The sequence below is a fragment of the Bradyrhizobium prioriisuperbiae genome (assembly GCF_032397745.1).
Taxonomy (GTDB): domain Bacteria; phylum Pseudomonadota; class Alphaproteobacteria; order Rhizobiales; family Xanthobacteraceae; genus Bradyrhizobium_A; species Bradyrhizobium_A prioriisuperbiae.
On sequence record NZ_CP135921.1, the window covers coordinates 1636451 to 1651121 of the forward strand.

Consider the following 14671-nt stretch of genomic DNA (forward strand, 5'->3'; position numbering starts at 1 on the left):
TCAAGCCGCCGTGACGGATGTGGTTTCGATCACATTGCGCATGTAACCGGGCGGGTTCCACTGCGCGGTCACGGGTTGGGTCTGGCCGCCCCCATTGGTGGCGCGGGCCTGGATGTCATGGGCCCCGGCGGCCAGCGTCACGGGCAGCCACCACTGCCGGAAGGAGTATTTGCCGAGGTCCTTGCCGAGCTTCGCCGCCGTCCAAGTCTTGCCGCCGTCGGTCGACACATCGACCTCCTTGATGCCCTTGCCGCCATCGAAGGCGATGCCTTTCACCAGGGTCGGCTGGCCGGCTCTCACCTTCGCGCCATTGCTCAGGTTGGTGACGAAGGAGCGGACATTGAAGCGATTGATCGGAATGGTGGCTTTCGGCGCGGTGCCGGGTTCGACACAAGCGCAATCGGTGTCCGGAATCCGGTAGGCGCTTTTCATCCAGAAGCCATCGAACGTGTTGTCGATCACCGTGATCTCGTTGAGGTGCTTGATCCAGTAGGTGCCGTAATAGCCGGGAACCACCAGCCGCAGCGGAAAGCCGTTCAGCACCGGCAGATCGCGACCGTTCATGGCATAAGCCAGCATCACCTCGCCGTCGCGGGCGTGATCGATGTCCAGCGCCTTGACGAAATCCGGTGTCTTGTCGCTGATCGGACCATCCATGCCGTTGAACGTCACCTGCCTCGCGCCCTGCTGCACGCCGGCCTTGTCGAGCACCGCCTTCAGCGGCACGCCGCGCCAGCGCGCATTGCCCATAGCGCCATTGGCGAGCTGGCCGCCGGCCACGCGCGGGTTGGAAAAGCCGCGGCTGTTGCCGGAGCACTGGTTGACCGCCACGATCTCGATCGACGGCATTTTCCGGATCTCGGCCATCGACAGCTTGAGCGGTGTGTCGACCTTGCCCTTGATCTCCAGCGAGAATGTCGCCGCATCGATCTCGAGGGGAATGTCGGCGAGGTGATAACGCACGAAGAACGCATCGTTCGGCGTGATCACGCTTCCATTGAACACCGCAAACGGCGTTTCCAGCTGCGGCGGCCGGCTGGTGAGCCCGATCATCGGCCGCTTCTGCGGATACCTGACCAGGGGACGTTCGCCATTGTCGAACGGCAGGGTGACGGCGTCGGCCGCCAAAACCGATCGCGAAAAGGCAAGTCTTGAGCTGAGGGTTGAAGCCGCTCCGAATGCCGCAAACATGGCTCCGGAGCGCATGAGGCTGCGCCTGTCGATCACGGTGATCCTCCCACCCGTTGCCTCGCGTCCACATGACGCTTGGCTGTCGTCGCGCCGTGCCTGCAATCGCATTGCAGGCCGGTACGATCGTCAAATCAGGTGACAGGATGACGCGGCTTGGCGGCTCGTGCAAGCGAACGGTGCGTGACGTCAGCGATTTTCGCATCGCACCCAACTGGCGCAGCAGGCCTGCCACAGATAAGATTCTTTCCACATACAGGGAATAAACACTCTTGGCCTCCCGACGCGGCTCCACCGTCAAACCCGAACTCGCGATCACACCGGCGCAGGCCCAGGCACTCGTCGCTCGCGTGATGGAGGGCTGCACGGTAACCGCAGTGACCGAGTTGCACGGAGGCGAGATCGGCGCGGTTTACCAGATCGACTTTGCGGAGCGGACTTCATCGCTGATCCTCAAGGTCTATCCCGAGGCACTGCACTGGAAAATGCGGAAGGAAGCGAATGTCTGCCGTCTGTTTGCAGACAGGCTCGGCGTGCCGGTCCCGCGCATTCTCCTCGCCGACGATTCCCGGTCTTTGATCGACCTGAACTTCATTGTGATGAGCAAACTCGAAGGTCGACTCCTGGGCGAGATCGAGCGGACATTGACAGCGCCGCAGCTGTTCGCTGTATATTCTCAAATGGGACAGTTGCTACGCGAGATCCATCGCATAGCCATGGACAGCTTCGGTTATATCGGCCCCGATGGCGTATGGACGGCTCACACCAACAACCACGCATACGTCACATTCCAGTTCGAAAAGAAGCTCGCCGATTTCGTCAAGCACGGCGGCGACTCGACGCTCTGCGATCGCGCGAAGGCCTTCATCGTTGCGCACGCGCCGCTGCTGGAGGGATGCCACGCTGCATCGCTCTGCCACTTCGACTTTCACGCCGGCAACGTCCTCGCCTTGCCGGCCAATGGAGCGCCGCGGCTTTCGGGGCTGCTCGACTTCGAGGGCGCGATCGCCGGCGATCCGCTGATGGATCTGGCCAAGGCGATGTACTACTTCACCGCGGCCGACGCGCCCAAGATCGAGGGACTGCTCGACGGCTACGGCGCCATAGACCGGCCGGACTGGCAATCAACGCTCGCCCTGTACCGGCTCTACTGCACCCTTGAGCTCTGGTGCTGGATGGCGCAGATCGGCAACCACGCCGCGCTCCCCGGCCTCACCGCGGAGCTGCAGCGATCGCTTTAACCTGCTGCCGCGCTCACACCGTTTCGAAACGGACTTTCAGCGCACCCTTCCAAAGCACGGTCTTGCCGAGTTCGGGCAGACGCTCGAGCCCTGAGGTCAGCGTGATGAAGTGATTGCCGGCGAGCTGGCCCATCTTACTGGCGAAGTGCACGCCGCCATAGGCCAGCAGGATCTCGGTTTCGCTGATGCCGCCGGGATAGAGAATGATCTGGCCCGGCGCCGGATAGCTGGTGTGGTTTTCGTAGCCCACCCCGAAATTCAGGTCGCCGAGCGGCAGCCAGACACCCTCGCCGCTCCACCGCACATGGATCATGTGGCTCTCGAACGGCATCGCCCGCTTGAACGCCTCGCAGGTTTTGGGCGCCAGCTGCTCCTCGAAGCGGGCATCAAAAATGAAATCTCCGGCGCGGATCACGAGTTTGCTCATGTCGGTCTCGTCAGTGTTGGCGGCCATGGGCCGATGGAATTGCTATTGGGCGGCGAGGCCCGGACATGACCGGGTTTGCCGGCCCGGTCAATACCGTGCCGCAACCGCACCGCAAACGCAATCCGCCTTGGTCCGGAAGCAGGATTTGCCGCCGCCTAGCGCTGCGGCATGCCCTCGGGAATGATGGTCTGCACGATCGAGGCATCGAGCGCTTCATAATCGTGCAATCCGATGGTGGCATAAAGTTCGGCGCGGGTCTGCATCCGCTCCACCATCCGATGCGTGCCGCCGTCGCGGGCGATGGCGGCGAACAACTGTTCCTGTGCCTTGCTGGCAACCCGCAACGCCGACACCGGCCAGATCACCATGCGATATCCCATCGCCTCGAATTCGGCCGCGGTATAGAACGGCGTCGTGCCGAACTCGGTCATGTTGGCGAGCAGCGGCACGCCGGGCATCCGCTCTGCAAAAGCCCGGAACATCTCGGCGGTGTTGAGCGCCTCCGGGAAGATCGCATCCGCACCGGCCTCCATGTAAAGCTTCGCCCGCGCCACCGCACCGTCGAGGCCTTCGCTGGCGGCGGCATCGGTCCGGGCAACGATGACCAGATGCCGCCGCGCCCTGGCTGCCGCAGCCACCTTGGCCGCCATGTCATGGGCGTCCGCGAGTTTCTTGTCGTTGAGGTGGCCGCATTTTTTCGGCAGCAACTGATCCTCGATATGGACTGCGGCTGCGCCCGCGTCCTCGAAGGTGCGCACCATGTGCATCACATTGAGCGCTTCGCCGTAGCCGGTGTCGCCATCGACCAGCAGCGGCAAGCCGGAGGCGCGGGCCACCTGGCGGATGAAGAACGCGACTTCGTCAACGGTGATGATGCCGAGATCGGGCAGGCCCATCGATGCGGTCATGGCGGCGCCGGACAGATAAAGCGCGGCAAAACCGGCCGCCTTCGCCTGCAACGCGGCCATGCCGTTGTGCGTTCCCGGCATCTGCAGGATGCCGGGCTGCTGCAGCAGGGCGCGGAAACGAACACCAGCGGGTTGATCTGCGAGCTCCGCTCCGACGAGATAGGTCATGACGATGTCCTTGATGGTGTCCTTGGGGTTAGGCCGCGCGCGGCGTCGGCGCGCCGTGGTCGCGCTGATCGAGCGGCACGAATGTGCGGTTTTCAGGACCGATATAATTCGCCGACGGACGGATGATCTTGTTGTCGGCACGCTGCTCGATCACATGGGCCGCCCAGCCGGAGGTGCGGGCGATCACAAACAGCGGCGTGAACATCGCGGTTGGCACGCCCATCTGGTGATAGGACACCGCACTGAACCAGTCGAGATTGGCGAACATCTTCTTGGTCTCGCTCATCACTGCCTCGATCCTATCCGCGATCTCGAACATGCGCAGACTGCCGCCGGCAGCTGAGAGCCGCCGCGCCACTTCCTTGATTATCTTGTTGCGCGGATCGGCAATCGTATAGACCGGATGGCCGAAGCCGATCACGACTTCCTTGGCGGCGACACGGCGGCGGATATCGGTCTCCGCTTCGTCCGCATTCGCGTAACGCTTCTGGATCTCGAACGCGACCTCATTGGCGCCGCCGTGCTTCGGCCCGCGCAAGGCGCCGATCGCACCGGTGATGGCCGAATACATGTCGGCGCCGGTGCCGGCGATCGAACGCGCTGTGAAGGTCGAGGCGTTGAACTCGTGCTCGGCATAGAGAATGAGCGAGGTGTGCATGGCGCGCTCGTGCGCCGCGGACGGCTTGCGCCCGTGCAGCAGATGCAGCACATGCGCGCCGATCGAGTCGTCGTCAGTCTCGACCTCGATGCGCCGGCCGTGATGCGCATAATGATGCCAGTACAGCAGCATCGATCCGAGTGAGGCCATCAACCGGTCGGCGATGTCGCGCGCGCCGGGTGCACTGTGGTCATGCATCTCCGGCAGCACGCAGCCCAGCGTCGACACGCCGCTGCGCAGCACGTCCATCGGATGCGCCGCCGCCGGCAACTGCTCCAGCGTGCGCAGCACCGCGGCCGGGAGGCCGCGCAAAGCGGCGAGCTTGGCCTTGTAGGCGCGCAGCTCGGCCGGTGTCGGCAGGCTGCCGTGCACGAGCAGATGCGCGATCTCCTCGAACTCGCAGGCATCCGCCACGTCGAGGATGTCGTAACCGCGGTAATGCAGGTCGTTGCCGCTGCGGCCGACCGTGCACAGCGCGGTGTTGCCGACGACCACGCCGGACAGCGCCACGGATTTCTTCGGAGCCGGTTTGACGTCCATGATCGCCTCCATTGTTGTCACCCAGCAGTGGCGCGGCGTGCCGCGGTTGCACCGGCCTGCCAATCGAAAATGCCGCGTGTTGATACCTGCCCGAGCAGCTTCGGATCGACGGTGAAGGTGAGATCGGTGAGCTTGCCCGCTTCCAGCGAGGTCAATCGCTCGACGGTCGCCAGGAAGCGGTCCTGCTCCGCGGACGCAATCACGCCCTCCGACAGGCTGCGGAATTTCCTGACATAGTCGAGCCGCTTGAAGGGACGGGCGCCAAGCGGATGGGCATCGGCCACCGCGATCTCGTCGCTGATCACCGTGCCGTTTTGCAAGGTCACCACCACGCGGCCGCCGAAGGCTTTGTCGCTCGCGTCGCGACTGTGATAGCGCCGCGTCCATTCCGCATCTTCCACCGTGGAGATCTTGTGCCAGAGATCGACCGTGGCGGGCCTGCATGCCCGCTCCGGCGCATAGGACTTTTCGTGGTGCCAACCGCCGTCCTCCAGCGCCACCGCGAAGATGTACATGATGGAATGGTCCAGGGTTTCGCGGCTGGCGGCGGGATCCATCTTCTGCGGATCGTTGGCGCCGGTGCCGATCACATAATGGGTGTGATGGCTGGTGTGGATCACGATGCTCTTGATCGCAGTGAGATCGCCGACCCGCAGCGCCAAACGCCGCGCCAGGTCGATCAGCGCCTGGCTCTGGTATTCGGCCGAATGCTCCTTGGTGTAGGTATCGAGAATGGCGCGCTTGGGCTCGCCCGGCTCCGGCAGCGGCACGATGTATTCCGCTTTCGGACCACTGAGCAGCCAGGCAATGAAACCATCCTCGCCCTCATAGGCCGGCGACGGGGCACCTTCACCGCGCATCACCCGGTCCACCGCCTCGATCGCCATCTTGCCGGCGAAGGCCGGGGCATAGGCCTTCCAGCTGGAAATCTCGCCCTTGCGCGACTGCCGCGTGGTGGTGGTGACATGCAGCGCCTGCTGCACCGCCTGGAAGATGGTTTCGGTCGGCAGTCCGAGCAGCGCGCCGATGCCGGCGGCGGCGGACGGACCGAGGTGAGCGATATGGTCGATCTTGTGTTCGTGCAGGCAGATGCCTTTCACCAGGTCGACCTGGATTTCGTAAGCTGCTGCGAGGCCGCGCACGAGATCGGCGCCGGAGAGACCGCCATGCTGCGCCACCGCCAGCACCGGCGGAATGTTGTCGCCGGGGTGGGAATAATCAGCCGCGAGAAAGGTGTCGTGGAAATCGAGCTCACGCACCGCGACGCCGTTGGCCCACGCCGCCCATTCCGGCGACACCCGCTCGCCGCGCGCGAGCCCGAACACCGTGGCGCCGGGCTGGAACGGGTGCGCCTGCGCCTGTGCGCGGGCGCTCGCCACCGGACGCCGCGCGACTGACGCCGCCGCCACCGCGGCATTGTCGATGATGCGGTTGCCGATCATCTCCACCACATCGGCTTCGACGGCGACGGGATCGGATGCCACGGCCGCGATCTTCCAGGCCAGTTGATCGGCGCGCTCAAGATGCTCGGCGGATTTGTAAGTGCGAACGGAATGCTGCTTCACGACACGGTTTCCTTGTCGGCTCGAGAGATTGTCTTGGTTTCTGTTTTGGATTTTGGAATCCGGACCGGGCGGCCGCTGGCATTGACCGCGACCATCTCGAAGGTGCCGCGCACCGCGGCCGTGCGCTGGCCGCTCAGCAGATCTTCGCGGATCATGTCGACGGCCACCGTCATGGCGCTGCTGCCACTGCGCACCACCCGCGCCACCAGTTCGATCAACTCGCCAACCCGCACCGGCTCATCAAAAGCGATCCGGTCGGACCGCGCCATCACCACCGGGCAGCGGGCATGTCGGCTGGCCGCCACGAATGCAGCCTTGCCCATCAGGCTGAGCGCCATGCCGCCGAACAGGGTGCCGTAATGATTGGCGTGCTCCGGAAACACCATCTCGACAAACCGGGTCTCGGCGGGATCGGCCTCGCTGGGGATGGCGGTTCGCATTGGCCTCACTCCCTGAAGGCTTGAGCTTTTGTCAGAACTTCGCAATATCCACATATGAAACAGATGAAAATGACTGAAACAGCGTAGTTTTGCAAAGAGATCAGCGCGGAATTGCGAAGTTTGCAAAGTCAGGAGAGCGGCATGAAGAAGTCTTTCATGGGCGTGCGGCTGAAGCGGCTGCGGGACGAGCGGCAGTTGACGCAGGCTGCGCTCGCCGGCCGGCTCGGCATTTCGCTGAGCTATCTCAACCAGCTCGAGAACAACCAGCGGCCGCTGACCGTGCCGGTGTTGCTGGCGCTGAATGCCGCGTTCGGCCTCGACGTGCAGATGTTCGCCGAGGACGACGAGGCGCGGCTGATCTCGGACCTGCGCGAGGCGCTGTCCGATCCGGCGCTGGGCGAAACCATCGCCACCGCCGAATTGCGCGAACTCGCGTTGAACATGCCGGCGGTCGGGCGCGTGCTGGTCGGCCTCAACCAGAAATATCGCCGCGCCCTGGAGCAGACCGCGGCGCTGGCGGCGCGGCTCGGCGAGGACCGCCAGGCCGAGGCGACCATCCTGCCGTCGACGCCGTTCGAGGAGGTGCGCGATTTCTTCTATGCGCAGCACAATTATTTTCCGGTGCTGGACGAGGCCGCGGAGGCCATGGGCGCGCGCATGCAGCAACGCGTCGGCCAGCCGATGCCGGCGCTGCAAACCTATCTGACGCAGCATCACGGCATCAGCGTGGTGATCGACGCGGTCGATGACCTCGCCTCCGGAACCCAGCGCCGGTTCGATCCCCGGACCCGGACGATTTATCTGTCGCCGCGTCTGCGGCCCGGGCAGCAGGCGTTTCAGCTCGGCACCCAGATCGCCATGCTGGCGCTCGACAGCGAGTTGCGCGACCTGGTCGACAAGGCCGGACTCACCAGCAACGATGCCCGCGGCCTCGCCCGCATCGGCCTCGCCAACTATTTCGCCAGCGCGCTGATCCTGCCCTATACGCAGTTCCTCGAGGCCGCCGAACAGCGTCGTTACGACATCGACCTGCTCGGCCATCAGTTCGGTGTCGGGTTCGAGACCGTCTGCCACCGATTGAGCACGCTGCAGCGGCCGGGCGCGCGCGGCATTTCCTTCTTCTTCATCCGGGTCGATCGCGCCGGCAACATCTCCAAGCGGCAATCGGCCACCGACTTCCATTTCTCGCGGGTCGGCGGCACCTGCCCGCTATGGAATGTATATGAAGCATTCGCGAGCCCGGGGCGGATTCTCACCCAGCTGGCGCGGATGCCGGATGAGCGGACATATTTGTGGATCGCACGCACGGTGTCGCACGGCCGCGGCGGCTATGGGGCGCCAGGCAAGAGTTTTGCCGTGGCGCTGGGGTGCGATGTCCGGCACGCAGAGCGCATTGTCTATTCGCAGGGCCTCGACACCACCGATCCATCGTCGGCAACCCCGATCGGCGTCGGCTGCAAGGTGTGCGAGCGGCTCGCCTGTCCGCAACGCGCGTTTCCGGCGGTCGGCCGCGACCTGACCATCGACGACACCCGCACGCGCTTCGCGCCGTACGCGACATCGATGTGAGCGGTGATCGCCCGCGCCTCACCTGAGAAAAATTTCCATCTCTCCCACAAAAGTGAAACGTCTTTGCGGATCACGGGTCGGTAACGGCAACTTTGGCAAATTCCCTCATCGGATGGGGCTAGACTCGTTCCAAGGTCCTGAGGACGGAGGAACGCCCGATGAAGCACGAAACTCCGCTGCAGTTTGCCGCCGGCGACTACCGCCTCGAGGATCGTTACACCAAAGACAGCGGCCGGGTGTTTCTCACCGGCACCCAGGCTGTCGCCCGCATCGCCTTCGACCAGGCCCGGCGCGACCGCGCCGCGGGACTGAAGACCGCGGGGTTTGTGTCCGGCTATCGCGGCTCGCCACTTGGCGGCGTCGATCTGGAATTGTGGCGCGCCAAGGATCTGCTGAAAGAACTCGACATCGCCTTCATGCCGGCGGTGAACGAGGATCTCGCCGCCACCGCCGTGCTCGGATCGCAGCAGGTGGAGACACAGGCCGAACGCAAGGTCGAAGGCGTATTCGGGCTCTGGTACGGCAAGGGCCCCGGTGTCGACCGCGCCGGCGACGCGCTCAAACACGGCAATGCCTACGGCTCGTCGCCCCATGGCGGCGTGCTGGTGGTGGCGGGCGACGACCATGGCTGCGTCTCGTCGTCGATGCCGCATCAGTCCGACGTCGCGTTCATGACCTTTTTCATGCCGACGCTCAATCCGGCATCGATCTCGGAATACCTGGCGTTCGGCGAATATGGCTACGCGCTGTCGCGCTACTCCGGCATGTGGGTCGGCTTCAAGGCGATCTCGGAGACCGTGGAAGCCGGCGCCTCCATCGACCTCACGCCGGACCGCGTGTTCAACGCGCCCGACTTCACCCCGCCGCCCAGCGGCCTGCACTATCGATGGCCGGACCTGCCGGGCCCGCAGATCGAGAGCCGGATGGCGGCCAAAAAGAAAGCCGTGCAGGCGTTCGCCGACGCCAATCCGATCGACCGGCACATCTACGAACTCTCCCACGCGCAATACGGCATCGTCACCACCGGCAAGGGCCATCTCGATTTGATGGAGGCGCTGCGGCTGCTCGATCTCGACGAGGCCGCCTGCCGCACGCTTGGCATCGACATCTACAAGATCGGCCTGGTGTGGCCGCTGGCGGTGCGCGATACGCTGGCCTTCATCCAGGGCAAGCAGGAAGTGCTCGTTATCGAGGAGAAGCGCGGCATCATCGAGAGCCAGCTCAAGGAATATTTTTATGATTTTCCGGGCTCCAAGCCGGAACGCATGGTGGGCAAGACCGACGAGGATGGAGAGGACCTGATCCCCTGGATCGGCGAACTCTCGCCGCGGCTCTTGGCACCTATCGTGGCCGCGCGTCTCGACAAGTTCTTTCCCGAACTCAGCCTGCCGGCAAAGGCGCGCGCACTAAAGGCGCAGGACGACCGTGTGATCCAGATCCCGGGCGCGACACGCACACCGTACTTCTGCTCCGGCTGCCCGCACAACACCTCCACCAAGGTGCCGGAGGGATCAAAGGCGCTGGCCGGCATCGGCTGCCACTTCATGGCAAGCTGGATGGACCGCGAGACCTCGTCGCTGATCCAGATGGGTGGCGAAGGCGTGAACTGGACCGCGGCATCGATGTTCACAGGCCGCGGGCACATCTTCCAGAACCTTGGCGAAGGCACCTATTATCATTCCGGCTCGATGGCGATCCGCCAGGCGATCGCGGCCAAAGCGAACATCACCTACAAGATTCTCTACAACGACGCTGTCGCCATGACCGGCGGCCAGCCAGTCGACGGCCCGATCAGCGTGCAGGCGATCGCACACTCGGTGCGCGCCGAGGGCGTGCAGCGCATCGCGCTGGTGTCGGACGATCCCGACAAGTTCTCCCTTCGTGATTTCCCTGCCGGCGTCACGCTGCATGATCGCAGCGATCTCGATCCCGTACAGCGCGAGCTGCGCGTGATCCCTGGCGTCACCGTTTTGATTTACGAGCAGACCTGCGCCACCGAGAAGCGGCGACGGCGCAAGCGCGGCACCATGACCGACCCGAAGCGTTTTGCCGTGATCAATGACCTGGTGTGCGAGGGTTGCGGCGACTGTTCGGTGGAATCCAATTGCTTGAGCGTCGAGCCGAAGGAGACGCCGTTCGGCCGCAAACGCAAGATCAATCTATCAACCTGCAACAAGGACTTTTCCTGCCTCAACGGCTTCTGCCCGAGTTTCGTCACGGTCGAGGGCGCGACGCGCCGGCGCAAAGCGGTTGATCTCAGTGGCCTTCGCGACAAGGCGGCTGCATTGCCGACGCCCGCGATGGCCACGCTGGACAAGCCATTTGACCTGCTGGTCACCGGTGTCGGCGGCACCGGCGTCGTCACCATCGGCGCATTGATCGCGATGGCGGCGCATCTGGAAGGCAAGGGCGCCAGCGTGCTGGACTTCATGGGCTTCGCCCAGAAATTCGGACCGGTGCTGAGTTTTCTGCGGCTAGCCGCGCGGCCCGACCAGATCCACCAGGTGAGGATCGACGACGGCGCGGCGGACGCGCTGATCGGCTGTGACGTGGTGGTGTCGTCGTCGCCGAAGGCATCATCCACCTATCGCAGCGGCATGGGCGCGGTGGTCAATTCCGCCGAGATGCCGACCGGCGACATTGTGCGGCTGCGCGATGCCGACCTGAACGTGACGGGACGGCTCGGTGCCCTGGCCCGGACCATCGGCGCGGCGAACCTACGCGCCCTCGATGCCAACGGCCTGGCCGAGCGCCTGTGCGGTGATGCGGTGTTCGCCAACATGATCATGCTCGGCGCGGCCTGGCAGCAGGGCCTGGTGCCGGTGTCGCTCGACGCGCTGATGCGCGCGATTGACCTCAACAAGGTCCAGACCGACAGAAACAAAGCCGCGTTCGCAATCGGGCGCCTCGCCTGCGCCAATCCCGCAGCCTTGTCGGAGAACGATCCCGCCGAGGCACCGGAAACACTCGACAGCATCGTCACGCGACGCACTGATTTTCTCACGCAGTACCAGAACGCGGCCTGGGCCCAGCGCTATCGCACGACCGTCGATCGCGTCCGGGCCGCGGAACGGCCGTTTGGAACGCAGACCCTGACCGAAGCGGCCGCGCGGTCCCTGTTCAAGCTCATGTCCTACAAGGACGAGTATGAAGTCGCCCGTCTGCACATGGAGACCGGCTTCATCGACAGGCTTCGCGACGAGTTCGACGGCGACTTCCGGATCAACTACCATCTCGCGCCACCAATGCTGCCGCTGGGCCGTGATGCCCGCGGACGTCCACGCAAGATCCAACTGGGACAGTGGATGCAGCTGCCATTCAAGCTGCTGGCGCGGCTGAAGGGCCTGCGTGGCACGCCGTTGGACCCATTCGGTTATACGGCCGAGCGCAAGATGGAACGCGCGCTGATCGGCTGGTATGAGGACCTGATCGCGCTGATGCTGCGCGACCTGCCGCGCGTGGGTACGACGCGCCTGCTGCCGATTGCTTCGGCCCCCATGGATATCCGCGGCTACGGGCCGGTGAAGGACAAGGCGGTGCACGAGGTGCGCGCGCGGGTGGAGGCGCTGATTGCAGAGCTTGCGACGGGGAGCGAACCGCGGCGCGCGGCGTAACGCGGCCTCCCAGCTTGTAGCCGGGGTGAGCGAAGCGATACCCGGGACAGTCCTCGGATATCGCGCTCGCGCGCTCATCCGGGCTACGGATCATCACCCCTCCCCTCATCCTGAGGAGCCCGCACTGCGGGCGTCTCGAAGGATGGGGCCGAGGCGTCAGTGGCCTCGTGGTTCGAGACGCGCGGCTTTGCCGCGCTCCTCACCATGAGGAGACAGGCAACATGTGTCACCCAATTTATCACCCCGCGACCACCGCAAACCCCCGCGCACGCAGGCCACGTCGGTCGTCATGCAGGGACGTGATGAGACGGTCGCGGCTGCCGCCAATGTGCTGCTGAAGCAACGACGCCGCGGCATCCGCATTACCGTCTCTGACCGCCACGACAATCTCGTGATGCTCGGCCCAGGCGCGATCGCGCGCAGCTTCGTCGCGCACTTCGAGCCAGCGGGCGCGCGACAATCGCATCATCGCGTCCTTCACACCGCGGAACAGGAATTCGTTGCCGGACAGCCGCGCCAACTCGATGTGAAAATCCATGCCGACGCGATGCCATTCCTCGCGCGAGGTCTCGCTGTCACAGGACTCGAGCAATCCCTCGACCGCGTCGATGCCACCGCGATCCGCAAGCGCACAGGTCAGCCGTACGGCGGCGACCTCCACCGCTTCGCGATAGACCGAAATCTGCTCGAGCTCGCCGAGATTGATCGGCGCCACCGTCCAGCCGCGCCCATCGCGGCCAACCAGCCCCTCGGTTTCGAGACGCAGCAGCGCTGCGCGAATCGGGGTGCGCGAGGCTTCGAACCGCGCTTCGATCCAGCGCTCGGTAAGGCGCTCGCCCGGCCCGATCTCAAGGCCGAGGATCATGTCGCGAAGCTGCTGCTCCACCTGCTGCATCTGAGACATGCGCCAACCCGACCCCTGCCGCATTGACACCCGGCGATCCAGGTGCTGAATGTATCCCAAATTGGTATCCCAAATAGAGAACCGCCGCAACCATTTGTTTTCTCAAGTGAACGCCGGCCAGACTGGACCTCGGATATGGCTCTCGACAGCACCGCAGCCGCTCCGGACGACACCGCTCACTGGCGGGGCAACCTGCTTGTGGTGGTGCTGGGCTCCTTCACCACCATCGTGGCGATGACCCTGCTGCTGCCATTCCTGCCGATCTATGTGGAGCAGCTTGGCGTCACCGATCATGCCGCCATCGCGCAGTGGTCGGGAGCTGCCTATGGCGCAACGTTTTTCGCGGCCGCGCTGGTGGCGCCGCTGTGGGGCCATCTCGCCGACCGCTATGGCCGCAAGCTGATGCTGATCCGCGCCAGCCTCGGCATGGCGATTGCGATGCCGCTGATCGGCATGGCGCATGATGTGTGGCAGCTGGTGCTGCTGCGGCTGTTTGTCGGTCTCGCCGGCGGCTATGCCTCGGGCTCGATGATCCTGGTGGCGACACAGACGCCGAAGGATCGCTCCGGCTGGGCGCTGGGCGTGCTGTCGTCTGGCATCATGGCCGGCAACCTGGTCGGCCCGCTGATCGGCGGCGCGCTGCCGCCGCTGATCGGCATCCGCGACACCTTCTGGCTGTCCGGCGCGGTGATTTTCGTGACGTTTCTGGCCACCTGCTTTTTCATCAAGGAAGAAACGCGTCCGAAAGGCGCGAAGGCCAAGGCATCGAGCGGCGGCTGGGCAAGCATTCCCGACAAGGGGCCATTGCTGGCGATGCTGACGACCGGGCTGCTGCTGATGGTCGCCAACATGTCGATCGAGCCGATCATCACGGTCTACGTCGCCGAACTGGTGCAGGACGCCAGCAAAGTGACGCTGGTCTCCGGCGTCGTGATGTCGGCCGCAGCACTCGGCAGCATTCTCTCCGCATCCCGTCTCGGCAAGCTCGCCGATCGCATCGGGCACTGGCGCGTGATCATCGGCGCGCTGGCGGTGGCCGCCGTGCTTTTGATCCCGCAGGCTTTCGTCACCAGCGGCTGGCAACTGATCGGCCTGCGTTTCCTGATGGGGATTGCACTTGGCGGACTGCTGCCCTGCATCGCGGCGGTGATCCGTCACAACGTGCCGGACCGTGTGTCCGGCGCGGCACTGGGATACTCGACGTCGTCGCAATATGCGGGACAGGTGGTGGGGCCGCTGCTCGGCGGCTTCATCGGCGGCCACATCGGCATGCGCGCGGTATTCCTCGGCACCTGCGTGCTGATGGCGCTGGGCGCGGCCTATAACTGGTGGGTGCTGCGATCGCGGCAAGCAATCCGAACCGCCGCATGATCGGTGGCGGACACGCGTTGATGTTGACGACTTGTCCGTCGGGGCCCGCGCGTGGTCATCGACACCGCACCATCCAAT

Annotated in this window: 11 protein-coding genes; 4 read left to right on the forward strand and 7 right to left on the reverse strand. The window is 64.6% G+C overall.

The genetic code is table 11. The annotated features are described in order from the left end of the window. Positions 1–1227, reverse strand: coding sequence for a SorA family sulfite dehydrogenase catalytic subunit (gene sorA / locus RS897_RS07640; RefSeq protein ID WP_315835979.1), 1227 nt, complete (start codon positions 1225–1227; stop codon positions 1–3). Between the two features lie 233 nt (positions 1228–1460). Here sorA and RS897_RS07645 point away from each other — a divergent pair, with 233 nt between their 5' ends. Continuing rightward, complete coding sequence (locus RS897_RS07645; protein WP_315835980.1) at positions 1461–2429, forward strand: phosphotransferase family protein; 969 nt, start codon at positions 1461–1463, stop codon at positions 2427–2429. Between the two features lie 13 nt (positions 2430–2442). On the opposite strand, the gene RS897_RS07650 is transcribed toward RS897_RS07645, so the two are convergent. The 5 genes from RS897_RS07650 to RS897_RS07670 form a co-directional block, all read right to left on the reverse strand. Further along, complete coding sequence (locus RS897_RS07650; protein ID WP_315835981.1) at positions 2443–2856, reverse strand: DUF3830 family protein; 414 nt, start codon at positions 2854–2856, stop codon at positions 2443–2445. A gap of 155 nt (positions 2857–3011) precedes the next feature. Then, positions 3012–3932 (reverse strand): methylisocitrate lyase, encoded by a 921-nt coding sequence (prpB, locus tag RS897_RS07655; RefSeq protein ID WP_315835982.1) that lies wholly within the window; start codon positions 3930–3932, stop codon positions 3012–3014. A gap of 28 nt (positions 3933–3960) precedes the next feature. Further along, a complete protein-coding gene (prpC, locus tag RS897_RS07660) occupies positions 3961–5130 on the reverse strand; it encodes a bifunctional 2-methylcitrate synthase/citrate synthase (RefSeq protein ID WP_315835983.1) in 1170 nt (389 codons plus the stop codon). 17 nt (positions 5131–5147) lie between these two features. After that, positions 5148–6695, reverse strand: a complete 1548-nt coding sequence (locus RS897_RS07665) for an MmgE/PrpD family protein (RefSeq protein WP_315835984.1) — start codon at positions 6693–6695, stop codon at positions 5148–5150. Further along, on the reverse strand, positions 6692–7135 hold the full coding sequence (locus tag RS897_RS07670; protein ID WP_315835985.1) for an acyl-CoA thioesterase: 444 nt from the start codon (positions 7133–7135) through the stop codon (positions 6692–6694). The genes RS897_RS07665 and RS897_RS07670 overlap by 4 nt, the downstream gene beginning before the upstream one ends. A 141-nt stretch (positions 7136–7276) precedes the next feature. Here RS897_RS07670 and RS897_RS07675 point away from each other — a divergent pair, with 141 nt between their 5' ends. Together RS897_RS07675 and RS897_RS07680 are read left to right on the forward strand one after the other, a co-directional pair. Then, positions 7277–8704, forward strand: coding sequence for a short-chain fatty acyl-CoA regulator family protein (locus RS897_RS07675; RefSeq protein ID WP_315835986.1), 1428 nt, complete (start codon positions 7277–7279; stop codon positions 8702–8704). Between the two features lie 158 nt (positions 8705–8862). Continuing rightward, positions 8863–12318 carry an indolepyruvate ferredoxin oxidoreductase family protein gene (locus RS897_RS07680; RefSeq protein WP_315835987.1) on the forward strand — a complete coding sequence of 1152 codons (3456 nt, stop codon included), beginning with the start codon at positions 8863–8865 and terminating at the stop codon, positions 12316–12318. Positions 12319–12556: 238 nt separating this feature from the next. Here the strand turns inward: RS897_RS07680 and RS897_RS07685 are convergent, their stop codons facing one another. Beyond that, positions 12557–13222: a GntR family transcriptional regulator gene (locus RS897_RS07685; RefSeq protein WP_315835988.1), complete on the reverse strand. Its 666-nt coding sequence runs from the start codon at positions 13220–13222 to the stop codon at positions 12557–12559. A gap of 135 nt (positions 13223–13357) precedes the next feature. Between RS897_RS07685 and RS897_RS07690 the strand changes: the two genes are divergently transcribed. Beyond that, entirely contained in the window at positions 13358–14593 is a 1236-nt protein-coding gene (locus tag RS897_RS07690) for a multidrug efflux MFS transporter (RefSeq protein WP_315835989.1), read from the forward strand. Positions 14594–14671: the final 78 nt, after the last annotated feature.

What these genes read in the sequence shown, in the direction of transcription:
- RS897_RS07680 (WP_315835987.1), top strand. Translation starts at nt 8,863, where the DNA reads ATGAAGCACGAAACTCCGCTGCAGTTTGCCGCCGGCGACTACCGCCTC.
- RS897_RS07675 (WP_315835986.1), top strand. Translation starts at nt 7,277, where the DNA reads ATGAAGAAGTCTTTCATGGGCGTGCGGCTGAAGCGGCTGCGGGACGAG.
- prpC (WP_315835983.1), bottom strand. Translation starts at nt 5,130, where the DNA reads ATGGACGTCAAACCGGCTCCGAAGAAATCCGTGGCGCTGTCCGGCGTG.
- RS897_RS07690 (WP_315835989.1), top strand. Translation starts at nt 13,358, where the DNA reads ATGGCTCTCGACAGCACCGCAGCCGCTCCGGACGACACCGCTCACTGG.
- RS897_RS07685 (WP_315835988.1), bottom strand. Translation starts at nt 13,222, where the DNA reads ATGTCTCAGATGCAGCAGGTGGAGCAGCAGCTTCGCGACATGATCCTC.
- RS897_RS07670 (WP_315835985.1), bottom strand. Translation starts at nt 7,135, where the DNA reads ATGCGAACCGCCATCCCCAGCGAGGCCGATCCCGCCGAGACCCGGTTT.
- prpB (WP_315835982.1), bottom strand. Translation starts at nt 3,932, where the DNA reads ATGACCTATCTCGTCGGAGCGGAGCTCGCAGATCAACCCGCTGGTGTT.
- RS897_RS07650 (WP_315835981.1), bottom strand. Translation starts at nt 2,856, where the DNA reads ATGAGCAAACTCGTGATCCGCGCCGGAGATTTCATTTTTGATGCCCGC.